The sequence below is a fragment of the Trichocoleus sp. DQ-A3 genome (assembly GCF_039961975.1).
Lineage (GTDB): Bacteria > Cyanobacteriota > Cyanobacteriia > Cyanobacteriales > FACHB-T130 > FACHB-T130.
Genome location: NZ_JAMPKC010000001.1, coordinates 98,671 through 124,139, shown reverse-complemented (window position 1 = coordinate 124,139; position 25,469 = coordinate 98,671). Strand labels below are relative to the sequence as shown.

Below are 25,469 nucleotides of genomic sequence, written 5' to 3'. Positions count from 1 at the left end.
AACTTCGCTACGGTTAACCACCCTGTAAGGGTAGCTGATTTTTTTCTTAAGATCGGATAACAAGGACGATTCAGCCCAAATACGTTTACAAACAAATCACCTATGAGTGCAAACGCCATTATTACTGATAACCCGTTACTCATCGGCAAAGGGCTGCCCCCATTTGATGCCATCAAGCCGGAACACGTCGTTCCGGCGATGACGCAGCTACTGGCTGAACTAGAACAGGAACTTGCCACCCTAGAAACCCAGGTAGAACCGACTTGGAGCGGTTTAGTCGAACCCCTCCAACAACTGGTAGAACGCTTAACCTGGAGTTGGGGGATTGTCGGTCATTTGATGGCTGTGAAGAATAGCCCCGAAATCCGCGAAGCTCACGAAACCGTTCAGCCAAAAGTGGTGCAGTTTTCCAACCAGCTGAACCAAAGTAAGCCGCTGTATGAAGCATTTAAGGCACTGCAAAATAGCAACGCTTGGGATAGCCTGGAATCAGCCCAAAAGCGGATTGTCGAATCAGCGATTAAAGATGCTGAACTTTCCGGCGTTGGGTTGGAAGGAGAAAAGCGCGATCGCTTCAACGCTATTCAACTCGAATTAGCAGAACTTTCCACCAAGTTCTCTAACCACGTCCTCGACGCCACTAAAGCGTTTAGCTTGACCCTCACCAACAAAGACGAAGTTGACGGCTTACCGCCCAGTTTAGTGAGTCTAGCTGCTCAAACTGCCCGTGCTGCTGGCGAAGAAAACGCCACCCCTGAAAATGGCCCCTGGCGCATCACCCTGGATTTTCCCAGCTTTGGCCCTTTCTTGCAGCACAGCACCCGTCGGGACTTGCGCGAAAAGCTTTATAAAGCCTATGTCAGCCGTGCATCAAGTGGCGAGTTAGATAACACCCCACTCATTGAGCGCATTTTGGAACTGCGCCAAGAAAAGGCAAAGCTACTCGGTTTTGACAGTTTTGCCGAGTTAAGCTTAGCCCGAAAAATGGCTCCCAGCGTTGAAGCAGTTGAGGCGCTGCTAGATGAACTGCGCGGCGCTAGTTATGATGCGGCTAAAAAGGAATTAGAAGAATTAAAAGCGTATGCTGCAAGTAAAGGAGCCGCAGAAAGCAGCGACTTGAAGCACTGGGATATCAGCTTTTGGTCGGAACGCCAGCGAGAAGAAAAGTTCGCCTTCAGTGCAGAAGAGTTACGCCCTTACTTCCCCTTACCGCAAGTGCTAGATGGGCTATTCAGCCTCGTCAAGCGGTTATTTGGAATTACCGTCACGGCGGCTGATGGTCAAGCCCCAGTGTGGAATGAGGATGTGCGTTACTTCCAGATTGCCGATGAAACAGGTAATGCGATCGCATACTTCTATTTAGATCCTTTCAGCCGTCCAGCCGAAAAGCGCGGCGGTGCCTGGATGGATGAGTGCCTCGTCCGTGCCAAAATTATCGAAGCTGGCACGCCCACTACACGCTTACCTGTCGCCTATTTGGTCTGCAACCAAACCCCCCCAGTCGATGGCAAACCCAGTCTGATGACCTTTGGCGAGGTAGAAACCTTATTCCACGAATTCGGTCACGGCTTGCAGCATATGCTGACCAAGGTGGATTATCCGGGTGCAGCAGGCATCAACAATGTGGAATGGGATGCGGTAGAATTACCCAGCCAGTTCATGGAAAACTGGTGCTATGACCGACCCACTTTGATGGGAATGGCGAAGCACTACGAAACCGGGGAAACCTTACCAGAGCATTATTACCAAAAGCTTTTGGCAGCACGCAACTACATGAGCGGTACTGGCACGCTGCGGCAATTGCACTTTAGCTTAGTTGACATTGAACTGCACCATCGCTATCAACCGGGTGGCAATGAAACTGTGGCTGATGTGCGGAACCGCATTGCCAAAACCACAACAATTTTGTCCCCTCTGCCAGAAGACTCCTTTTTATGCGGGTTCGGACATATCTTTGCTGGCGGCTATGCGGCGGGTTATTACAGCTACAAGTGGGCTGAAGTTCTCAGTGCTGATGCCTTTGCAGCTTTTGAAGACGCTGGCTTAGAAGATGAGACGGCTGTAGCTTCTACAGGTAAGCGCTTCCGCGACACCGTGTTGGCGCTGGGTGGTAGCTTACACCCGATGGAAGTGTTCAAGTCCTTCCGGGGACGCGAACCGAGTACCGAGCCTTTACTGCGCCACAGCGGCTTAGCCGTGGCGTCGCGTTAAGGAATCATTTCGCCGGGAAATCTCGCCGGGAGTAGAGAGAAATCCCATCCTGTAGAGACGTAGAATTTTGCGTCTCTACAATCCCTAATATTTTGCACAATCTTTGTGCGTTCACACTTGTGCCTTAACACTTGTGCGTTAACCCTTAGTCATCCGACTTGATAATTTTGCTGAGTTTTATAAAATTAATACTTGCATATAAGCAAGGATTCGCAAATGCCGTCTAATGTTGTTGTTGGGAATGCTCATAGTGAAGGTGCAAATCGTTCTGGTTGGTTTCTCGGTCATTTTATAAACCCAATCGATGACATTCGATCGACTTCCAGCCTAGAAGTGAAATGGGGGATTCACCCAGCAGGAGACGGTAGATCCGAATGGGCAATGAATGAGGAAGCAACGACACTTTCTATCCTGATTAAAGGACGATTTCACGTTAAATTTCCAGAGCAAGAAGTCTTATTATCTCGTGAAGGCGACTACGTTCTCTGGTCTCCAGGCGTGCCCCATTCTTGGTCTGCCGAGTCAGATTGTACCATTCTGACTGTCCGCTGGCCCTCGAAGTTGGGAGATAGTGTAGCAGTTAGTTAATTGCTTTCTATATCGCGTTAATCATCAAAAAAATTCATGTTTGCACAGAAAATTCTTCTGGATTAATTCCCCAATTCACCCATGCGATCGCTTCCCGTGCCGATATCATCTCAGGTGGTACGCGCAACACATGAATAAATCCGGTGCTTGGGCAAGTCATCTTCAACAAAGATATTGGCTCAACATCAATATCAGTATCAATTTTAAATAAAGTGTATTCTTGATAAGAATCTAACTCAATTGCTCCTAATTCCTGGGCAATTCTATCGTAGCCAATTCCCTGAATTAGCACTCGCCGTAGTTCGGCGTTATCTTCTTCTATTATCCATTTAGCTTCCCACTGTGTTGGGTGTAGCTTGCCGTATTTTTCAGGTAATCTTACCCCATGATAAACGTAGAGGCTGTATCCGTCTGCAAACTGGATCGCGGGTGCGCCTTCCGCGTGGAGGCGCTGCTGGTTGTCCAGGGAGAGGATGCGAGGGCGATCGCAGACAATTACCATCTTCTCATAAGGGAAAATACAACCGCAATTCTTGGCTATTGTCTGAAATGCTTCCCATTCTTTTTGCTTATACTCAAAATTTAATACGTTAATGCAAAAGTCATACAAACTGCCCGAACTAACCCATTGAGCGGGTTCAATATATATATCATCATTACCAAAGATAATATTCAGTAGGTTTTCCTGTTGGCTAAGGTTATCCGTTTCCTGGGATATGCGATTTGCAAGTTGATGATTCGTTTCACTTCCTATGAGTAAATCCTGTAGTATTAACCGATCCACCAAATTATTTGGTATTGGTATATCAAGCTGTACCCACATTTCCTCGCATAGCTTCTGTATTTGCTTTTCTTTAAATTCTATTTCCTCCCATAGTTGATTTCGCACTTGCTCCATTATTTGGAAGAACATTATAAGTTCCTCCGTTAGTAACCCCTCTAATTTCCAACTTATATCATTATGTAGTTCGCTACCCAGTCAGCTCATAACTGTATTACAAAAACTAGACTTTATAGCTGATAATAAATAGTCGGAAAAATCTTGGTTAAATATTCTTCTTGTTTCATACAATTCTCCATATATTCTATTTTTATCTATGACTAATTGTTTGTCGCTACCTACTGCATAAGGACTATCGTAAAAAAGTATCTCTTGTTCAGATAATTCAATCAAAATATAAACTGCTTTTACCGCTTTAGCAGCTTTTTCTCTATCAATTGGCTCAGTTGAATATGCTATATCTCTCCACTTCTCCCGATAAACCGGAATTAAAGCTTCTTGTTCTGGAGTCAGCTTTTCAATCTTTTCCTGTGACATACTGCGGCGGCTTTGCTGAATATATCTGGTGCAAAAAAGACCCCGGCGATTAGAAATCGCGGCTACACAAACAAAGTCCGCCTTCGCGGACTAAGAGTAAATTCCTCTTCAAACCTGCGTAGGCAAGTTTCGTCTGTGTAGACGCGAATTACATTCGCCAAGGCGTTCTCATTACCCAACCTCTAAGGGCACAGGGCGCAATCTTCCGGCTACTTCAACACTGGGAAAATTTGGATCGAAAGTCAGATTTTCTAGTCCATCTTTGAGAAGTACAAAAGTATCCTCAATCTTTGCACCCCGTACACTGGGATTCCAGGCGATAGCCATATTTTCTTCCAACGTGTCATTAGTCGTCGGATTCGCTACAACTTCTCGCGCCAAATATCCAGTCGTTCCACCTTGATGATGTTCTCGGATGGCATTAGGATATCCGTGCTTTTGATAAACATCAGCTAAAGTGTCATAAACTGCATTCAGAGCGATTCCAGGCTTTAAAAAATTCAAAGCTTCCGCTTCAATTTGCCGGACATCACCATGCAATTTAGCACTTTCATCGGACGAACCGAATGATACAAATCGGGTCAGATTCGCATACAAACCATGTCTTCTGGCGCAAAATACCAGCATCGCTTGCCGTCCAATCTTTTCACCTGTGGCGGTAGCATGACGGTACAGCGGCAAACGTCTCTCGCCTGCTACCAGAGTCAGCGCTGGATGTATCCCCCTCGCCCATAATGCCTCGGCACCCGCACCGGCAAGCTGATATTCTGTCCAATCCGGCTTGGCGGCTTTGAGTACCTCTGTCATCGCCTCGCTTGCCTGACGCCCTAACTGGCGATATCGCTCCAGCTCGCTCGACATCAGGGTTCGTTTATGCTGTTGTAGAGACGCGGGTAATCGCTTTTCGACATGAGGAATCGGGCGATCGCTTAAAATTTTCCCCCCATTGGTCGCTTGCTGCACAAAAGATTCACGCGCCGCAGCATCAGCCCAAGGATTCGCATAATGCTGGAAATTTCCGGGAATTTCCTCATCTTTTAACCGCTGCGCTTCGATTTCATCGGTTAATATCCAGGCATCCTCAGCAGTCACCAGCACTTCTGCGATTCCAGTTTCAGCCGTCAGCAGTACGGTGCTGGAACCGCCAGCAGTCGCCCAGGCGAACCAATCGGTGCCGCGCAATCGCAACCCCTGCGCGTCAGCTTCCGTTAAGGCGTTTCGGATTAACTCTAGTTTCTGAGAGACTTCTTCACTAACTTGATTCATAACTCACCTCTTACAGCAGGAAATTCCTCCCCCAGCCCCTCCCGGAAACGGGGAGGAAACTGAAGTTCTTGCCCCTTCCCTGCAAACGAAGGGATTCGGGGGTTAAGTTTTGATTCACAACCGCACAGGATTCTCAAGTGTGATGACGACAGCTTGCAACTCCTTCACCTTCTCCTCCGGAAGCGCATCATTGGCAAACATTCCTGCGGCTAGTTCGGTTCCCGCCAGGTACTTAAGCCGATCCTGAGTCCGATAGGGAGGATACAACTCTGCGTGCAGATGTGCTTCTGGGTGCGGATTTCCATCGGTGGGTGCTTGGAACCACGCCATCAAGTAAGGGAAAGGACGATTCCACAAACCGTCATACTTGAGAGTGACAGTTTTTAAGGCTTTGGCGAGTCCTTGGCGCTGCCCATCTGTCAGATCCACAAATGTAGCGGTGGGCTGAATCGGGGCAATCCAGACTTCGTAAGGGTAACGGGCGAAAGCGGGGACAAATGCGATCGCTTCCTCATCCACATAAATAATCCGCTGATTGTCCAAAATCTCTTTTTGGATCAAATCTTGCAGCAAACCCCGCTGATGCTCCTGATAATACGCTTGTTGCCTCTCTAACATCCGCGCTGGGACGGGTGGAACAAACGGATAAGCGTAGATTTGCCCGTGGGGATGCTGTAAAGTCACCCCCATTTCGACCCCTTTATTTTCAAAAGGCAGTACATACTGAATCTGGGGCATTTCGCCTAAAGCGCGAGTGCGATCGCCCCAAACTTGCAACAATAACTCTAATTGATCCAGTTCTAAAGAACTGAGGGAAGCTTGCGGATCTTGCGTAAATACGACCACTTCACACGCGCCGTTTGCTGGGAGAGTCTGCACAATGCTAGCGGGTGGATTGTGCGCCCCCAAAGCCATTGAGGGAAAGCGGTTGTCGAACACCGCCATATCATATTTCCCCTGCGGGAGTTCCGTCGGAAACTGAGGATCTTTGGTAGGTGCTAACGGATTGTATTCTGGGGGCGGCATAAAAGTCCGCCCCTGACGGTGACTTGCATAAGCAATCCATTCGCCCCGCAACGGATGCCAGCGCAGGTGAGGATTCGCCTGCACTGGCTCATTACTAGGGCTAGTGGCTGTAATTTCCTCCGCAATGGGGAATCTGCTGTATAGAATCAGCTTGCGACCATCCGGCTTCAACAGCTCCTGGGAATACATTGTTTTCTTGCCCCAATGCAGCTTTAACTGTTGTGAGCATAACGTCCTCTTCGTCTTCCTCACCCCTGCCTAGAGTTGCATATGCGATCGCTTCGATAGGAAATTTCGGAGTCCGGTCAGCATATAGCAGTCCGTTCGCTTCTTGGTAGGTATCGGTCAACTGGGTGTAACAAAAACCGCTAAATAACTCGACTCGGTTCACCACATCTAGTAGCGCCGTATACCGGATTTGCAGTTCGGAGACATCATGGGAACGCACATATCCCCAAGCTTTTTTATCTTCCCGACCCGCATAAGCAATACCGCCAAACTCAGTCAGCATAATCGGCTGTCCTTGATGAGGATAGCCATCCAGCGTCAGAACCCGCCCACCCGGACGTTGGCGATCGAAAAGGTCTGATAGCTTCACTTCTGGACCGTAGCGTTTTGCCATCCGAGTCGGCTTATTATCGTAGTCGTGGATAGCCAAAATATCGGTCGCCGCACTTTCCCAACCGTCGTTACCGATGACTGGACGAGTTGGATCGAGAGTCTTGGTTAAGTGATACAGTGCTTGGACGCAGTGCTGGTGGGCTGCTGTCGCCGTCAAGTCGGGAACGCCCCAAGATTCGTTGAAGGGCACCCAGACGACAATGCAAGGATGGCTGGCATCGCGTTCAATGACCTCAGTCCACTCCTTGGTAATCCGTTCCACCGCTTTAGGAGAGAAGCGATAGGCGCTGGGCATTTCTTCCCAAACCATCAGTCCTAGCACATCTGCCCAATACAAGAAGCGGGGGTCTTCAATCTTCTGGTGCTTGCGAACCCCGTTGAATCCCATTGCTTTGACTAGCTCAACATCTTGCCGCAACGCTTCATCGGAAGGTGCGGTCATCAGAGTTTCAGGCCAATAGCCTTGGTCTAGAACCAGTCGCAGATAGTAGGGACGACCATTGAGCATAAAGCGATCGCGCTGGATTCCCACCGTCCGCATTGCGGTATAAGACTTGATTTCATCCAGCAACTCGCCATTAGACCACAACTGCACTTCAACATCGATCAGAGTTGGCTTTTCTGGACTCCAAAGCAATTCGTTGCGGTAGTCGTCAATACCAGGGTCAGAAAGGGCAATCCGTCGGTGAATCTCTCCGTGAATTACTTCATAGGTATCGTTGACTAGCAACTGGCAGCCAACGGTTAGTTTTACCTTTACCTCGATGCCATCGCACTGGTCACCTGCAACAAAAGCTTCAAAGCCAATTTCCCAACGCTCAAAGTGCGGCGTCCAGCGGATGCGCTCAATATAAGTAGAAGGAACGATCTCCGCCCAAACGGTCTGCCAAATCCCAGTGGTGCGCGGGTACCAAATACTGTGCGGTTCCAGTTGCCAATCTTGCTTACCACGAGGTTTTGCCAAGTCTTGGGGGTCGTCTTGCGCCCACACTGTTACCCGCTGCGGTCCGTTCTCATTAAATACTGGCGTAATATCGATGCTGAAGGGAGTATGTCCGCCTTCATGGTCAGCCATGAATTGACCGTTGATCCACACGCGGGCGCGATAATCTACCGCCCCGAAGTGAAGCAGCACCCGACCTGCACCCTTAACAATGTTAAATTCTCGCTCATACCAGCAGTTCGGGTGAAACCCTGTGTCGCCAATGCCACTTTTTGAGGATTCTGGCGCGAAGGGAACTTCAATTGTATGCGTCCACCCGGAAACATCTGAGGGTCGAGTTATTTTCCCCTCATCGTCATAAGTAAACTTCCACGGACCGTTGAGACAAATCCAATGCGATCGCTGTAACTGCGGACGCGGATATGCTCTGTCGAACTGGTCAAAATTAGACTGAGTAGCGCCGCCAGACGCGATATAACAATTCTCCAGCCATTTCCCCAAAGAGTGCATATAGTCATCTATCCAAGGTTATATTTCTAGAGTACCCATAAATATCTGAGTACTAACTCTTTTAAGTGTTTTTCTATAAAATTTTTTAAATGTCTACACAGTCTGGATTTCAGCGATTTAAGCGTTATTTTGTCCTAGCAAAAATACAGCTTAAGAACCAAGACTGTTTAATGCCATTAATAGGATAAGTAATGCCTATCATTATTACTACATCCATTTGCCGATCTTTTCCGGATCGAGGTACGTTACCTCTGTACCACATATCCGACTACTGTGTTATCGACGCCTCAAAATTGTAAGTCTTATCGTGACTCAGATACGTAACTTTTTGTTTGAGTTCCGTTGCCATAATAGCTTGCATAAAATCCTCTAACGACGATTTAAAATTCGTCTAATCGTTGGAGTGAATTCGGATGGCGTAGAAAGAACAATTTATTGAATTGCCTTAACGCCTTGCTTGGCATCGATTATCAGACGAATTGCGAATGCTTTTGTTCCATACAAGTGCAGCAAAACCAAATCGATATCCGAATACTGTCGAGGAATTTCCTTCAGTTGTTGGTTAGCGAAGGTATTGCCAGTAATAAAGAGACGAAATGCCGTCTTCCCAGAAGCAGGTTGAAGCTTTAGCAGACTCGCATAACAGGTGGTAGTACGGCTGTGAGGAGCATCGACCCGTGTCTTCCAGGCATCGACTTAAGCTAAAAATCAACATTCCCCTTGGTAACAGTTAAAGGTTCCAAGTTTTGAGCAGATTAGGTTGCATTAAACTCCCTTCTTTATTAATTGTAGCAGTTGCGGAAAGGGAAGATATGATGGGAATGTTTGTATTCAGTTTTTGCTCTGCAATGCACTCGAAACGAGCTTTGTGCATTTGCGAGAGTAGAATCAAATCGATCGACGGCAGATCGTTAAGATTTATGGCGGGATTTTTCCAGTGATGTGAGCGAAGATATTCGCCTAAATGCACTCTCTCTGGCTAATGGAAAAAATTTGGATTGGTCAGAATCGTAAATCCGGCGTTATGTCAGGATAACTGTGATGGTTGCAATTAAGAAAATTGGGAGATGTTATTAAATTGGGTTATTTGCCGTTCGCAGAAAGAGTATATTACTGTTGCTTCATTGATAACGTACCTTTTCTCAAGAGTAGGATACGTTAGCACAACGCTTGTCAGGCATTGTTAGAAGCAAAAGAGTAATAATTTTGCTGCGTTCATCGTTCAGGAACACACGCTCCAATTTTGGAGAAGAATCGCGAAAACTTAACGATTTAACGAGCCGAAGCAGGCTGGACAGGCGAGCTGGTAGATTTCAGCTTTGGTGAATATGCTGACTTTGACAAGGTTTCTGATATAGGATTAACATTAGCTCGCGCTAAGCTTCCTAAACTTTGAAATCCTTCTGACTTATTAAAGGTTTCCAAAACCTGATCTAAACCCGTCATCTCCAATAAAATCCTAACCTGTTCGCTCTTGGAATAAAGTAAAATTTTGCAACCTGCGGAGCGGGTAAGCCTCACCATTGAAACAAGAGCCATTAAGCCAGAACTACTGATAAAAGTGACATTTTTGAGATCGAGGAGAACAAATTTGACTCCTGCGTCGATCAGATTCTCAATTTCTTGATGAAACTGAGCTGCTCTAGAGCTATCAAAAATGTCTGGGGATTTAACGATTTTAAAAAGAATGCTCATCTTAAAAACCTCAATGGGTAAATGGACTAAGGTGAGCAGTGCCCACCTTAGAGTGGGTTAAAGTATCGATTTTTACAGGGAAATTTTGGATTCTTGGAAGTAGCGGGCGATCGCATTTTCCAGCGACGGCAACAGTACCCCTCGTTCGCTGCCCAGAACGCTGTAGATTGGGCGTGGTGCCAATAGCCTCAGCGCTTGCATGGGACAAGCTTCAATTCGGGTAGCATCGAAACCAGCTTTCTTTGCAGCAAACCGTGCCAAATCTGCCCAAGAACTCTCACCAGGGTTCGCAATGTGCCACAAACCGTTCTCGCTATCAATTAAGAGGTCAAGGCTGGCATTGACCAGATCCGGAACGTAGGTCGGTGAAACGACCGAATCTTCTGCCGCAATAAAGGGTTTTCCTGCCGCTAGGGTGCGGAGCGCCATTGTAATAAAGTTGTACTCGTCCCACGGCCCGAAGAAGGCGCTGGTGCGGACGACGAGCGACGAGGGATGAAACTTTAGAACTTGCGACTCAGCTTCTACTTTGCTGCGTCCATACACATTGAGCGGTGCAACAGCATCGCTCTCCACATAAGGAGCAACACCAGTTCCATCAAATACCAGATCCGATGAGAAGGTGAGCAACGCCACTTTCTGCATCGCGCAAGCAGCCGCAAGAGTTGCTGGGCCAACTGCGTTTTCGCGCAGACAAGCATCCGGTTCGCGCTCCGCATCATCTACGCGAACGTATCCAGCCGCATTTACAACCGCCCAAGGCTTGAGTTCAGCCAGTACCCGCTTAACCGAGGCAGGATCGGCAATATCCAGTTCCTGACGGTTAAGGAGGTGATAGGGGATACCCCGGATGTCGCAAATTCGAGCAAAAGCTTTCCCCAGCGTGCCTCTCGCTCCAATAATGGCGAGCGGACGCGGTGAGGAAGAACGGACAGGTGTGGAGGTGCTTAAGTACTGAGGACTGAGGTGCGTTTCTGGGTTTTTGTGCCTCTGCGCCTCTGTGCCGTTGCTCTCCGCAACGGGTGGATAGAGGAGTCGCTGGTTTCTATGCCACCATCCTGGCACATCCAAAAGGGGATGGTGAGGCATCTCGCCGCGTGCCAACTCGCGCAGCATATGGGCGATCGCAGTTGGGCGGGGTTCGGGCGATCGCAAGTCGAACACCCCAGGTTCGTAATGACCGTTATCTTTTGTTACCAAGCTAGTCCAGTCATAAGAACCGAGGAGCGACCAAGCGGTGATAGCCCGCAGATCGATGCCTTCGGAACGCAGACGGGTTGCTGCTTCCCACACCTCTTTAACCCAGCGCAGTTGTTCCTCGCGGGTGCAACCGTGATGGACTTCAGTGACCGCAATTGGCAAGCCGTAGCGTTCCCATGTCTCTTTGATTAGCGTGTAGGGTCCAGCGATTCCTTCAGCACGCACCCGCACTGCCTCGACATCTGCGTACTGCTGCCGCCCATTTCCCCCATGCGTCCACTGGGGATAGCGTTCTAGGCGCTCATCCAGAAAGCGATCGCTCGTTAAGTAGTGGTTAATCCCAATAATGTCTGGCGGACAAGGATTTTCTAAAAACCACTCCAGTTCAGCTTCAGGAATTCCAACTTTACATAGATATTGCCACATCGGGCGATCGGGATTGAGGCGACCAGACAGCAGATCGAAACTCAGCCAGCGACGCTCATTTTCAAACTCTGCTTGGTACGCCATCTGTGGCGTGCTGAACACCTTGCATAAGTCCTCGGTTTGCACCAGCTTTGCGTCTGGGTTAACTTGACGAATGGCCTGCATTGACAGGATTGTGCCGCGGAGTTGCGTCAGCAATGCCTGCAAGAAAGTTAAACTATCCCGACCGTGAGGATACCAGTGACCGTATAATCCGCTAAAACGCGCTGTCGTGAGCGGCTCGTTAACAGGGGTGTAATTTTCCACCCACGGATAGCGTTGGGCAACGGCTTCGGCGAACTGGGCAAGCCCAGAGGCAAAGGTGGGATTCACCAGGCTTGTATGACGAGGGCCACTGCCGTGGTGAACTAAACCGACAATGGGACGGATACCGAGTTCGCGCAAACGTCCCAGTCGTTCATCCGCCCAAGACCAATCGGCGCTATCTGGCCCATCAGGGGCAGTTAATTCCCAGAGGATCGGGTAGCGAATGGCACTTACGCCGAGTTCGGCAAACAAATTGAGATCACTTAAGCGCGTTTTGTGGCCGTTTCGTTCCAACTGGTTGAAATAGCGATCGCCTACGCGGTTAACGGTACACTCTACTCCAGCCCACATCTCCAATTTAGAGTTTTGAGTTTTGGGCTTTGAGTTTTGAGTTCGTTCAGAATTGCTAATGATTAGTTCTTTACTTAAGGCTGCTCTTATCATTCCTCACCCCCGAATAACTTGTGCATGAAGTGTCAGTAGCCCATGACTCATGGCTATTGTTTCCGATGTTTTATTCATCGTTCATGGCAGTAAAAATGATTCAAGCAAGCATTAGTCATTAGCAAATCCCTAATGACTAATGACTGTTGACTACTGACTAATGACTAACGGCTTTTCCGTGACCGTTTCCGTTTGTAGTTGCAACTTCTGTCTGCGGGCGTTGTTCAACGATTTCACTGAGAGAAACATTCTGGGTGTAGTTGCTTCTCGCTTCCACAGGTTCTAAAGTGATTGGTTCTTGTTTCGTGCCAATCTGTTTGTGAACCGTGAGCGCCTGAGCCACGCATTGATCCATGTTGTAATACTTGTAGGTCGCCAACCGTCCGACAAAATGTACCCCCGGCGTTGCATCAGCCAATGCCTTGTATTTCTTGTAGAGTTCGGCATTTTCTGGGCGAGGTACTGGGTAGTAAGGATCTCCCTCTGCCTGGGGGTACTCGTAAACGATGCTAGTTTTACTGTGTTCTTGTCCGGTCAGATACTTGAACTCAGTGATGCGCGTGTATAAATGCTCATTGGGGTAGTTTACGACTGGCGCTGATTGATGCACAGGCTTGTTGTGCGTTTCATGCTTGAATTCAAGGGAACGGTAGGGAAGCTTTCCATAGCGGTAATCGAAGTAAGCATCAACAGGCCCGCTGTAAATCATTTCCCGGTACGGAATGACTTTCTGAATTTCCCGATAATCGGTGTTCAGCATGATTTTGATGTTCGGATGAGACAACATCTTCTCGAACATCCGGGTATAGCCGTGCAATGGCATCGCTTGATAGCTATCGGTGAAATATCGATCGTCTCGATTGGTGCGGGTAGGCACCCGTGAGGTGACTGACTTATCGAGATCCGAGGGGTCGATTCCCCATTGTTTGCGCGTGTAGTTCCGGAAGAATTTTTCGTACAATTCCCGCCCTACTTTGCTGACAACTACATCTTCGCTGGTACGGATCTGTTCTTTTTTCTCAGCAACCGAGGCGAAAAATTCTTCGAGTTGAAAGGAGGTGAGACTCAGTCCGTAAAGTTTATTAACGGTGTCGAGGTTGATGGGCATGGGTACCAGTTGACCGTCTACACTCGCCAAAACGCGGTGTTCGTAAGAGCGCCATTCGGTGAATTTGGAAAGGTACTCAAAGACTTCGCGGGAGTTGGTATGAAAGATGTGAGGGCCGTATTTGTGTACGAGAACGCCCGCATCATCGTAATGATCGTAAGCATTGCCGCCAATGTGCGATCGCTTGTCAACCACTAGAACCTTCTTGCCCGACTGAGTCGCCAGCCGCTCTGCAAGGACACTTCCAGCGAACCCTGCACCCACAATAAGATAATCGAACATTCTAAAAGCCTCGCTTATTTAATAGAAATATGGCGGTGAAACCCTTACGGGAGTAAGGGAAAAATGAAACGGCTACCCTTGGGTAGAAAGTAAAAATTGAAAAACTGAAAAGTCAGAAAATCAACCAAAAACCAGTCCTGATTCGCTTTGAGCGGACTAGCTCAGGATGTTTGTTGAGGTTTGTTAACCGAGGTAACTCCTGCACGCTCGTCCATTTGAGACGCTGAAGTTTTGGCAACGCGATCGCGCAATTCTTGAGATACACTCGTGTCGTTCATTACACCCTCAATCAGTTGCATCATCCGCGCCCAAGTGGAATCCCACGAATTCTGCGCTAAGAAAGCATCCACCTGACTCAGCCATGCCGAGCGATCGTAATTTTGCTCGATTGCTGCTTCGGCTGCGGCGACGAAATCTGCGACGGTATCTGCAATCTGCACTAAACCCATCTCTCCGTAAGGACGAACGACATCCCGGATCGAGGTAGATACAACTGGCTTCCCAGCGGCGAGGTATTCTGGAGTTTTGGTAGGGCTAATAAAGCGGGTTGACTCGTTACGAGCAAAAGGCAACAACGCTACATCCCACCCAGCAAGATATGCAGGCAATTCTTGATAAGACTTCCCACCCAGATAGTGAAGATTGGGATGTTGGGGCAGCTCTTTGGGGTCTATTTTGACGACTGGGCCAATGATAACCAGATGCCAGTCAGGTCGCGCTTGGGCCATGCCACTCAGCAGTTCCAGATCCATGCGCTCATCAATTACCCCATAGAATCCCAGACGCGGGTGGGGAATATTTTTTTGATCTGCTGGTTCCTCTGTCAGAGTTTTTGCTTGTGCAAAGTGCGCTCTTTCAATGCTACTGGGGAAGGCGTGGGCATTCGGGTGCTGGTTGCGCTTGGCTTCGTAAAGGCTCTGTCCGCCTGTAAATACCAAATCTGCACGTTTAAAGAGTTCGGCTTCGCGCTCAATCATCACGGGTGGCGCTCCCTTAAATGCAGATAGCTCATCCATACAGTCGTAGACAACGACTAAAGGATCTAAGTGGTCTGCGATCGCGATCGCCATCGGTGTGTAATACCACAGGATATACTCGCGGATCTGCGCTTGTGCTAACAAATCATCAAGCATTCCCTTTTGAGCAGCAATGATTTCTTCCTCACTCATTCCTTCGCTCAAGTAAGGCACCACCACCGAGACACCACTCTCGCGGAGGCTAACATCCAGCCGCCAAGATGGATCGGAACTGAAAATCGGTTCTTCAATGAAGAATACTCTTCGCTGCTTTGCACAGCGGCTCAAGAGATGTTGCGGTCGTTGGTAGACAAAATCCCAACGCAAATGCGACAAACAAATGAGCGCCGGTGTATTTGACAAGGAATCAGAACCATCCGACTGTAATGTTGGAAATGCACTCGCTGAGGGAGACTCAAGTGCATCTTTTATGGAGAACTGTATCTCCCATGCCCCACCATTACTCACACTATTCTTTATCAAATTTTTGGGCTGGGACATAAATAGCCTCAGATATTTCGTAGATTGGATTTAAGCTTTCAGAATCGCCTACCTACACACAAAGAAGAACAAAGTGGAAAGCCTTGAAGTGAAAAGAACACTTAAAATTAATTCCTAGCTATAACTACAAAAAGCAGCTAGAAATGATGTTTTCCTGCCTTGTTTACCCTTTTTGCGACTCTAAAGCAGTTTTATTGACTTCGCACTTCTGCTTAATTTATCGGGTTTTATTACCATCCGCTTCTGCCTGGAGAAGGAATTTGCTGCCACTGCTAAAAAAATAATAGCTATTGTTGAGTTCTAGCTTCTACCAGAGGAATGACGCGACTTCTTCCTAAAGAATAAATTTAATGTTAAATTAGTTTGTGCTAAATAATACAAAACACCTAAGTATAGTGACTTCTAATGGGAGTAAACAAGAGATGCGGGTGGGTTGCAGGACTTAGAAGACAATGCTTCCAAGTAGCAGCATTATTGCATCCCTTTTCGATGGCTGTAGTAGCTTCAGTAACGAGCGCACGTAATCTCACGTAATTTGTTTTACGCCGGTTTATCATTTTAGGTGCTTGCGTTTTAGGTTATTCAATAAGAGTTATGTTCGCCGAAGCTGTGTGCTTAGCGATCGCTCTAAATGGATTGAATAAAGGTGAATTAAATGCTTGTATCCTAAAAAAATACAGCACTAAATTTATATAATTTATGCTTTATGTATCACCTTTAGTAGCAAATACAAAAGGTGTGCAAAAGTTTTTCGTAAGTATTTTAATAGCTAAAGCTACTAAAGAAAATATCTTATTTAGGCTTTAAATAAAAACCTTAATAATATATTAATAATTTTTATTGAGCGTGGAGTATACTTCGAGGAATTGCCTCGAAAGGCCTTCTGCAAAGTTACTGAACAGTAGATAGTAACTTCTCTAGGAGAATTTGGCGAACCTCCCAAAGGGAGTGATGAATCTTGACTCTGTTTTACAAACTGAGCGTTGAGCGATCGCTTGCTCAGAGAAACTGTAAAGCAGATGGATGAAAGGGGAAAATAGCCAAGGAAAGTTAATAACGAAAGGAAAATATTTTCCCCTCGATGACACAGTCTCAACTAATCACTAAGCTTATCTGCTGTGCTATCGGGAGAAGCATAGCATAGCTCCCCATAGAACTGTTTGTATTCTTAAGCACACACTGGCTTAAAGTAAAGTCAATCCTTCAGGGAGAGGTGGGTCTGTTCCTCTGGTAGAAGTAAAGAGAACTGATGGCAGTTATTCTTCCTAAGAGCGATCGCATCTGAGGAGAATAGCAAAACGCTCTGGTAATTCCAGACCCGTATTCTAAACCACGATCGTCCTAGATCGGGACTTCATGAGCGGGAAGTATATCCAGTCTTCGTAATTTAGCTGCCCATGAAGTTAACAAGACTGTTTTTGAATAATAACAAATCGCAGAGTTCTAGAGAATAAGAAAAACCACTACGATGAAACCTTCTAATTTGTCCAAAGTTCTTTTTGCAAGTACCTTTGCCCTCACTGTAGCGGCTCTACCCTTAACTCTGCCTTCTGTTGCCCAAACAGGCGGTGGTGCTGGTGGTTCAGCTTCCGGTACTGGTACGGGTGCAGGTGGCGCAACTTCTGGTACGACGGGTGCAGGCGGTGCAACTGCCGGTACCACAGGCGCAGGCGGTGCAACTTCTGGTACTACTGGCATCGGTGGCGGAACTGCCGGTACTACAGGCGCAGGCGGTGCAACTTCTGGTACCACTGGCATCGGTGGCGGAACTGTCGGGACAACGGGCGCGGGTGGCGGAACTGTCGGGACAACGGGCGCGGGTGGCGGAACTGCTGGTACCACTGGCATCGGTGGCGGAACTGCTGGTACTACTGGCATCGGTGGCGGAACTGCCGGAACCACAGGCACAGGCGGTGCAACTTCCGGTACCACTGGCATCGGTGGCGGAACTGCCGGAACCACAGGCACAGGTGGCGCAACTTCTGGTACCACGGGTGCAGGTGCTACTTCCGGTACCACGGGTGCAGGTGGCACTACTTCAGGGACTTCTACTGCTCCTTACGGCACAGTCACAACGCCTGGGGGTGCAACAGGGACTACCGCTGCTCCTGACGCCACGACTACGACGCCTGGAGGCACTACTTCAGACACAACTACGGTTCCCGGTAGCACAACTCCCAACGGCGCTACTACAGACACCACTTCTTACCAAGGAGTTCAGTCTGCAAGAGGCGATCGCAACTCCAGTTGGGGCTGGTTAGGCTTGCTGGGTCTAATCGGTCTAGCTAATCTGTTCCGCAAGCAGAACCATGAAACTGCACGTCAGCGTTAAACCAGCGTTAAACCAAGGCGTGCAAGTCTTTAAAAACCAAAGCTAACAACAAAGCCCTGGCTGTAAACCAGGGCTTTACTCATATATATGTAATTTTTCAAAGTTTAGGAAAGTTTAGGCGATCGCTTTCAAGCTTTACACAGATCCCAGAATTGAATCCAGACCCCATTGATGCTTCAGCAAGTTCTGATAGATAGTGTCTCGAATTATCATTTGCTTATGTAGCTGAACCAAAAATTGTTGAGCTTGCTCGCGAGACATATGCTGCACTTGATCTGCAAAAGAAATTAGGCTAAATTCTTGCTCTAAAGACAATTCAATGGGGCGTTCCATAATATTCTCCTGTGCCCAACTAGGCCAAAAACTAAAGTTAAGTAATTGATATGTGTCTGAAAATGAAGCTAAATGAACTAGTTTATTTAAACTTCTTTTGTTGCCTGACAATTACAAAATATCATTTTCAAGTTTGCAGCTTCCTCTTCCACCCGATGTAACTTTAATTTCCTTAAGAAATAATCCGATAGATTTATTCAATAAGGATTAGCCAAATATGTAACACTTCTTTGCACTCAGGCTGTTTGAGCTGTCGGAGAGTGAAGGGCAGCACGAGCAGACTAAAGTTGGATAATGCCCATCTGCTTGCGTGTCAGATTGAGAGAGTCCTTTGTCACTATCGGATCTATCTGAACTTTTTTACAGGACACAAGAAAAATAAACTCTCTTTCCACAGTGATGGGTAAAAAATAGGCATCTCAGGGAAGGAAGGCTAGAAGGTTAGGCTATTCTGCCGTATTTGCTTCAAATAAAAATCGCTAATTCCTGAATTAAAGCGAATCTGCACAAATTAAGCCATTTATTAATGCTTTTGACCATTTTTGGATCTATCCCCAAACAAGGAACATACTTCTAAGCAACCCTTCTAATAGAAAATATCCACTTAAACTAAATAGCAAGCTCCTTCATCTATAGACCTGTCCGAAAGCTCAACTCCAAGCGAACAGAACAAAGTACAACTACTTTTCAGTCCGCTTTAGATGACTCCCTAGCAGCGTAGGTTATAAACCAAGCGCCCCTCCCCGTTGACGGCGAGGGATTGGGAGATGCAGGTTTGCCTCTAAAGATAAGAGGAGGGGGTTCTACTGTCCCCCTTAAACGGGTATCCCTAATCTGCATAGCGATTGTCCTGATATAGCTAGCTCAAAGCTGAAGCCAACAGATAACAAAAAGGCTTCCTAGACCCTTCTTCTTCCAGGCTCTGATCTAATGAAACAACTCGCTATTTCTCAATTCCGTAAATATGGCTTAATTGGCGTTATCTCATGCGCCACCATGCTAGGTACAAGTTTCTGCCTCCTGACTCAAGCAAAAGACTATTCCGCTACTCAAGGTCATCCCTCCCTTGCTTCTGGCTTAATATGGCCCACTCAAGGGAATCTCACTCAAGGCTTTAATACTTATCACGAAGGAATTGATATTGCTAATAGCACTGGAACTCCGATTGTTGCTGCCGCATCGGGTACAGTCATCAAAGCTGGTCGTGATGATTCGGGATGGGGATTAGGCAACGTAATAGAAATCCAGCATCCTGATGGAAGCCACACGGTGTATGGTCACAATAGTCGTCTTTTGGTGAGTAAAGGTCAACAAGTTACTCAGGGTCAAGTAATTGCTGAGATGGGTTCGACAGGGAATAGTACAGGCCCTCATCTCCACTTTGAGTATCATCCTGATGGTCGTCTAGCGGTTGACCCGGCTGCCGGATTGCCCTCTTTAGTCGCAGGCAGGATTCCACTGCCGCAAAGAGCAACCGCTGCGCCTAAACCGATTGATCCGCCTCCAGTGGTTTCTCAGACTGTACGCAACAACGCGGACACGAGAGGCAACACCACACTTTACCCGAATCTAAATGTTTATTCTGGGGGTCGTCAGCAAGGGAACTCTCTTCCAGTACCGCGCGCGATCGCACCCAAACCACTGCAATCGATTGCAGTGACTCCGGCACCAGCGACTTATGCTGTTGCTGCGACTTTCAATCAATGCGGCAACCCCTTGATTGAAGGTGAGACGGCAAGCTCTCTGGTGAAAGTTTGTCGGGAAAATGGTCAATTGTTTTATATGGGGCAATTAAAGCAACAACCGAGCGCTTCGATGCAGCTTGCTGCTTGGCGTGTTGGGCAGGATCGGTATCAAGCGGATAACGGCAGTTATTCTTATTTTATTAGTCCACGCGGAGTAGAAGTTTGGCGAAATGGTCGTCAGCTCCGTTCTGAGCCTTTTAACGGTTCTTTGAAGATTTCACGGTTCTAAAAGCTTTGGTTTGACGACTGATGGTTACGAATCTTCAAAGAACGTGCTACGAGAAAGTGCTACCCGATTTCTTCTCTAGATAGACTATCAGGTTCTCTATGGGCGATCGCTCTTTCTACCCTGATTTTCCAAGGGAGGTGACAAAGCGATCGCCTTTTCTTTACTTCTTCTTAATAAAACTTATTTTTCTTCACTTTTTTTCTGAATAAAAAATTAAGATTTTAAGATTGCGATAATGTCTACCTTATTGTTTGACTATTGTGAGGAGTTAAAGCCTTACAGTATTGATTAACCAGATAGACAAAGCGTTCTGACCGACACGAGCATTACCATCTCGCATCGATGCAACTTTTCTGAAGGTGCGTCAGTGCGGGAAAACAGCGATCGGACAACTGAGCAAACGATTTATTCTAAAGCGGGGATAGACCAGATATTTCTGGAACTTGACTCGTTGATTGAATTGCCATCTGTCAGTTCACATTATTTGTGTATTGCTGAATTGTCTGTATGTTTTGGAACGGCTACAGTTGAACGTCTCATTTAGAAAGTAAATTGCACATTAGGTTCCTCTAATGTGGCTGAAACTCAACAATTCATAAAAAATCACCTGAGTTTCCGAAAAATGTTTCCGAAAAACTCAGCAGCCATCCTGAAGCATCACAAAGTGTTTCTCAACCATACGGAGAAAAATCATGGAAACTCTTGCTTACATTCATGTTTCTAATACCTATGAAGAGGCAGAAGCTGGTATCGAGTATACTCTGCGTGACTTTTCGCTGAACTGGAAGCAACCACCGAGTTCAGCTTGGCTGGGTTTACTTGGTGTAGCTTTCTTGTTCGGAGGTCTCAGCGAGATCCAACCAGCTAACGCAGCACAGTATTTTGTAAATACAAACGGCAGTTGTCTCAATGCTCGCTACGGTCCCAGCACACGTTACGGAGTGCATAGCTGCGTCCGTAATGGAGCTGCACTTGCACCAGTTGTGGCTTATCGCAACGGGTATGCAAAGCTTTCTACGGGCCGTTATGTTGCTGCTAACTATATCAGCACGAGACCAGGTTCTGGTTCTAATCCTGGTTCTGGTGTTGGCGGTTCCTTTCTCCGCCTAGGCTCTAGAGGTTCTGCTGTTCGACAAGTTCAATCTGCTTTAGGGGTTTCACCGACTGGATATTATGGTTCGGTGACTCAAAGAGCAGTCCGGAATTTTCAGTCGAGAAATGGCTTACGTGCAGATGGAGTAGTGGGACCGCAAACTCGCAGAGCGCTGGGAGTATAGAGAAGATTTAGCTAAGAAGCTGGTCTATCTATCCTAGAACGAGCTGAGTTAACCTCATTTCATCGAATTGATTTTACTGTTTAACAAGAATAGGGCGCAGTTGTGCGCCCTATTCTTTTGGGTTTCACTCAAATTTGGGATGGGGTGAGTTTGCAGTCGATTGGTAGCAAAACTCAGTTAAATATCCCATCCTAAAGACTTCGCAACTTGATCTGCCAGAGTCATCGGGTCGAAAGGTTTCGCAATTACTGCCTTTACTCCTAGTTGAGCAAAACGGCGTTGGTCAGCAGCCTGCATTTTAGCCGTCAACAACAGCACGGGGATGTGCTGGGTTACTGGATTGGCTTGCAGCTGTTGAAAAGTCGTTGTACCGTCCCAGTCGGGCATCATCACATCTAGAAGGATGGCGTCAAGTGGTTCAACTTCAGCCTTGGCAAGCCCTTCCCTTCCGGAACTCGCTGTCATAACGTCCCAGCTGGCGACCATTTCTAAGCTTAGCTGAGCCACTTCCCGAATATCCTCTTCATCATCAATTACCAGGATGCGCTTCGTTGTCACCATTGCAGTTTTCCTTCCTGTTGGGAACCATCCGATTCAGCAAGGCAATGATGCGCCCTTCAAATTGTTCTGGAGTAATCCGACCTTTAGTTAGAAACTCGGTTTGTTCTAGCCGCAGCCGCTCTCTTTCGGCGTTGTTCAAATCCTTAGCAGAATATACCACGATTGGAATTTGGCGCAGGCGATTGCACTGACGCAGCCAGTCTACTACAGCAAAACCATCGTACTCCGGCAGTACGATATCCAGCACTAGCAGATCGGGATTGATATTTGCTAATTTTTGAATTGCCTCGCGTCCGTTCTTCGCGTGAATCGTTTCTAAACCGTGGCGCTCAAACCGAGCAATCAGTACCCGCGCCAGATCCAGGTCGTCTTCCACCAGCAAAACTCTAGCAATCTTTGCCTGTTGCAACGACTGCTCCAGCGCTTGAAATAAGGATGCTTCATTTAAGGGTTTGCGAACCCAGCCGGTAAAATCAGGAGGGCGCGGCTTGTCATCATCTGAGTTTGGTGGAAGCAATACCTGAGGCGGAATGTCGTTGATTGTAGAATCCGCGCTGTCAATATTAGAACTGGCTGCATTTTCCATTGCAATTGCATTGGAAGCGATCGCATCTGAAGGTTCAGACGGCTGCAACTGACTCAGATCGGTTTGCAGAAGGTTTCCATCTAGCAGGCTACTTAAGGTCTGATTCTCTAAAGAAGATTTGAGGAGATTACTCTGCTCTGGGGATAAAACGCTGAAAATGACGATGGGAATTTCCCTTGTATCGGGTCGCTGTTTCAAAACCGCCATTGTTTGCCAGCCGTTCATACCGGGCATAATCAGGTCGAGCAGAATCACCGCAGGTTGCTCCTGTAGCGCCAATTCTACCGCTTCTTGACCTGAGAAAGCCGTCTTGACTTGGTAGCCGCGCTGTTCTAATAAAGTTTGGACTACAGCACAGACCGCAGGCTCATCATCGCACACCAGCACGAGAGGCGTACCTAGTGCATTCTCAGCATCCGAAGGTAAGGGCACGGCACTGTCCTGAGTATCCACAGGGGAGTATTCGGCTTGGGCTGTCGTCACATCTCCCAAAGACAGATTCTCCCGTTCATCCTCAGCATTCAGCATTCGTGTCTCACCACTCAAAAGGGGCAGTGTAAAGAAAAAGGTACTGCCTTCATTCAGCGTACTTTCGACCCAGATACGACCTCCATGCTGTTGCACAATGCTGCGACAGATTGCTAACCCCAGTCCTGTGCCACCTTTATCGCGCGAGTCAGAGGCATCAACTTGTTGGAATCGGTCAAAGATGCTTTCCAGCTTCTGTGCGGGAATCCCTCGTCCCTGGTCTTTCACTTTGAACAATACTGTGAGGGTGAGAGGTTGAGGAAGTGAGGGGGTAAATTCTTTCCCTGTTCCACCCTCCCCGACTCCAGAAGCGGGAAATCGCGTCTCTACAAGCGGCTCCCTGGTCTGCTGAATTTCGGCGCTGAGATAGACGTTGCTGCTAGGAGGCGAGAATTTGATGGCATTGCTGAGTAGGTTCGTCAGGGTCTGGATAATCCGGTCAGGATCGGCGTACAGTTGGGCGGATAGGGGAGACACGGATAGGGTGACTCCAGCTTTGTCAGCCATTGCCCGCATCACCTCTGATGCCTGAAGCATTAGAGTTGCCGCATCGCAAATCTGATTCTCCATCGCCACCTGACCCGACTCGATGCGCTCAATATCGAGGATGTCGTTAATCAGGCGCACTAAGCGGTCGGTATTCGAGACGGCAATCTCCAGCATCCGTTGAGCCTTTTCCGGTTTAGCAGTCAGCAGACCCCCTGCCAGCAAGCCGAGGGCACCGCGAATCGAGGTTAGGGGCGTCCGCAGTTCGTGACTGACGATAGAGACAAACTCATCTTTGAGGCGTTCTATGGCGCGGCGATCGCTAATGTCACGAGCGATCGCTGAGGCACCCGTCACCTGACCCGCCCGATTCTTAATTGGAGAAATCGTAATGGCAACATCAATTTGGCTGCCGTCTTTTTTAAGGCGCACGGTTTCATAAGGGGGGATGCGTTCTCCCTGCTTGATTCTTGCCAAAATTGACGGCATCTCATTGAAGCGGTCGGGTGTCAACAGAATCGAGATTGGCTGTCCCTTGACTTCTTGGGCGGTATAGCCATAGATTCGTTCAGCCCCTGAGTTCCAGCTGGTAATGATTCCATCTAGTGTTTTGCCCACGATTGCATCCTCTGAGGACTCAACAATCGAGGCTAGTTGGGATAAAGCTTCCTCCCCCCGCTTACGTTCGGTGATGTCTCGTAAAATTACGGTAAATATTTTTTCCCCAGCTAATTCCAGCTTAGAAATGGAAGCTTCCGCTGGAAACTCCACACCATTTTTACGCTGTCCAAAAACCTCGTTGCGCTCTCCCATCTTCCGGGCGGTACCCACAGAAGTGCCAAAATTGCGAATATGCTGACGGTGAGCGATCGCAGCCCGCTTTGGCAACAGCAAATCCAGGGACTGACCAATTACCTCATTGGCGGTATAGCCAAATATTTTTTCCGCCCCTTGGTTAAATAAGGTAATTTGTTGAGTTTCGTTTACGGAAATAATTGCATCCTCAGCAATATCTAAAATCCCAGCCAGTCGCGCTTGCGATGCCTTTCTCTCCTCTTCTGCCAACTTGCGCTGCGTGATGTTTTGAAACTGAGCAGTAAACAACGGTTCACCCTTGGCATTATGCACCAGCGATCCACTCAAGAAAATCCATACAATGTGTCCCTGTTTGTGGAGGTATCGCTTCTCCACGTTGTAATGCTGAATCTTGCCAGCCAGCATTTGGTGCATATAGTCCAGATTGGTTTCTAAATCGTCTGGATGCGTAATCGCTTGGAAGTTCGTAGCCAATAATTCTTGCTCCGAATAGCCAACGATCTCGCATAAAGAACGATTGACTTCCAGCCAGCGTCCATCTGTTGCCACCAGCGCCATTCCCACCGCCGCATAATCAAAGGCACTCCGAAATCGTTCTTCGCTTGCTTGCAGCGCCTCCTCTATCTGCAAGCGGTAGGCGATTTGGTTTTCCAGTTCTCGGTTCGTTGCTTCCAACACTGCGGGGCTTGGGAGAGCAAGCGCTTTAGGAACTAATGGCACCAGAGATGCAGCAGTGTAAACCGAGACTAAAGCGGTAATTGCTTTGACGAACCCAGACAGCCAATAGGTAGGATGCCAAAGCGTCCAAATCTCCATGACATGGGTGGTACCACACGCGATGATAAATGAGCCAAATAGTAGAAAAATCCAGTCAAATGGGAGATCCTCACGCTTTCGGACAAAGTAGAACAGCGTCACTGGGATCGAATAATAAGCAAGGGCAATCAGAGAATCGGACACGATGTGAAGCCACACCAAACCAGGCTTCCATAGGTAGCAATGACCGTGAGGGATAAACCCTCCTGAACTAAAAAAGACGTTTAAAAATTCCAGCATCCAGCTTCTTTCCTTACCCTTGAAGTAAAAAAGACGTTTAAAAAGTCCAGTATCAAGCT

At 47.6% G+C, this 25,469-nt stretch carries 16 protein-coding genes and 1 pseudogene; 5 read left to right on the top strand and 12 right to left on the bottom strand.

The annotated features are described in order from the left end of the window. Window positions 1-102 precede the first annotated feature (102 nt). Window positions 103-2,211: a M3 family metallopeptidase gene (locus NDI44_RS00515; protein ID WP_190410077.1), complete on the top strand. Its 2,109-nt coding sequence runs from the start codon at window positions 103-105 to the stop codon at window positions 2,209-2,211. Window positions 2,212-2,427: 216 nt separating this feature from the next. After that, window positions 2,428-2,799, top strand: coding sequence for a signal peptidase I (locus tag NDI44_RS00510; protein ID WP_190410076.1), 372 nt, complete (start codon window positions 2,428-2,430; stop codon window positions 2,797-2,799). 34 nt (window positions 2,800-2,833) lie between these two features. Here the strand turns inward: NDI44_RS00510 and NDI44_RS00505 are convergent, their stop codons facing one another. From NDI44_RS00505 to NDI44_RS00465, 9 genes and pseudogenes are all read right to left on the bottom strand, one after another. Continuing rightward, window positions 2,834-3,712: a DUF6745 domain-containing protein gene (locus NDI44_RS00505; RefSeq protein WP_199304677.1), complete on the bottom strand. Its 879-nt coding sequence runs from the start codon at window positions 3,710-3,712 to the stop codon at window positions 2,834-2,836. 66 nt (window positions 3,713-3,778) lie between these two features. Continuing rightward, entirely contained in the window at window positions 3,779-4,117 is a 339-nt protein-coding gene (locus tag NDI44_RS00500) for a hypothetical protein (protein ID WP_242036923.1), read from the bottom strand. 171 nt (window positions 4,118-4,288) lie between these two features. After that, window positions 4,289-5,383, bottom strand: a complete 1,095-nt coding sequence (locus NDI44_RS00495; RefSeq protein WP_190410075.1) for a M24 family metallopeptidase — start codon at window positions 5,381-5,383, stop codon at window positions 4,289-4,291. A 114-nt stretch (window positions 5,384-5,497) separates the two neighbouring features. Further along, a complete protein-coding gene (gene galT / locus NDI44_RS00490; protein WP_190410074.1) occupies window positions 5,498-6,598 on the bottom strand; it encodes a galactose-1-phosphate uridylyltransferase in 1,101 nt (366 codons plus the stop codon). Then, window positions 6,510-8,483, bottom strand: a complete 1,974-nt coding sequence (locus tag NDI44_RS00485; RefSeq protein ID WP_190410073.1) for a glycoside hydrolase family 2 TIM barrel-domain containing protein — start codon at window positions 8,481-8,483, stop codon at window positions 6,510-6,512. The genes galT and NDI44_RS00485 overlap by 89 nt, the downstream gene beginning before the upstream one ends. A gap of 1,272 nt (window positions 8,484-9,755) precedes the next feature. Then, window positions 9,756-10,178 carry an STAS domain-containing protein gene (locus tag NDI44_RS00480; RefSeq protein WP_190410072.1) on the bottom strand — a complete coding sequence of 141 codons (423 nt, stop codon included), beginning with the start codon at window positions 10,176-10,178 and terminating at the stop codon, window positions 9,756-9,758. A gap of 72 nt (window positions 10,179-10,250) precedes the next feature. Next, entirely contained in the window at window positions 10,251-12,461 is a 2,211-nt protein-coding gene (locus tag NDI44_RS00475; protein WP_347276880.1) for a family 1 glycosylhydrolase, read from the bottom strand. A gap of 250 nt (window positions 12,462-12,711) precedes the next feature. Next, complete coding sequence (gene glf, locus NDI44_RS00470; protein WP_190410070.1) at window positions 12,712-13,944, bottom strand: UDP-galactopyranose mutase; 1,233 nt, start codon at window positions 13,942-13,944, stop codon at window positions 12,712-12,714. 284 nt (window positions 13,945-14,228) lie between these two features. Continuing rightward, window positions 14,229-15,461: pseudogene (locus NDI44_RS00465) on the bottom strand (glycosyltransferase family 1 protein); the annotation flags it as partial. A 1,468-nt stretch (window positions 15,462-16,929) separates the two neighbouring features. On the opposite strand from NDI44_RS00465, the gene NDI44_RS00460 reads away from it, so the two are divergent. Continuing rightward, window positions 16,930-17,793, top strand: coding sequence for a WGxxGxxG-CTERM domain-containing protein (locus tag NDI44_RS00460; protein WP_190410068.1), 864 nt, complete (start codon window positions 16,930-16,932; stop codon window positions 17,791-17,793). A gap of 135 nt (window positions 17,794-17,928) precedes the next feature. On the opposite strand, the gene NDI44_RS00455 is transcribed toward NDI44_RS00460, so the two are convergent. Continuing rightward, window positions 17,929-18,126, bottom strand: a complete 198-nt coding sequence (locus tag NDI44_RS00455; RefSeq protein ID WP_190410067.1) for an NblA/ycf18 family protein — start codon at window positions 18,124-18,126, stop codon at window positions 17,929-17,931. Window positions 18,127-19,056: 930 nt separating this feature from the next. Between NDI44_RS00455 and NDI44_RS00450 the strand changes: the two genes are divergently transcribed. After that, on the top strand, window positions 19,057-20,100 hold the full coding sequence (locus NDI44_RS00450) for a M23 family metallopeptidase (RefSeq protein WP_190410066.1): 1,044 nt from the start codon (window positions 19,057-19,059) through the stop codon (window positions 20,098-20,100). Between the two features lie 692 nt (window positions 20,101-20,792). Then, window positions 20,793-21,377: a peptidoglycan-binding domain-containing protein gene (locus NDI44_RS00445; protein ID WP_190410065.1), complete on the top strand. Its 585-nt coding sequence runs from the start codon at window positions 20,793-20,795 to the stop codon at window positions 21,375-21,377. 177 nt (window positions 21,378-21,554) lie between these two features. On the opposite strand, the gene NDI44_RS00440 is transcribed toward NDI44_RS00445, so the two are convergent. Both NDI44_RS00440 and NDI44_RS00435 read right to left on the bottom strand, forming a co-directional pair. Continuing rightward, complete coding sequence (locus NDI44_RS00440; RefSeq protein WP_190410137.1) at window positions 21,555-21,935, bottom strand: response regulator; 381 nt, start codon at window positions 21,933-21,935, stop codon at window positions 21,555-21,557. After that, window positions 21,907-25,410: a PAS domain S-box protein gene (locus NDI44_RS00435; protein WP_190410064.1), complete on the bottom strand. Its 3,504-nt coding sequence runs from the start codon at window positions 25,408-25,410 to the stop codon at window positions 21,907-21,909. Before NDI44_RS00435 ends, NDI44_RS00440 begins: the two co-directional genes overlap by 29 nt. Window positions 25,411-25,469: the final 59 nt, after the last annotated feature.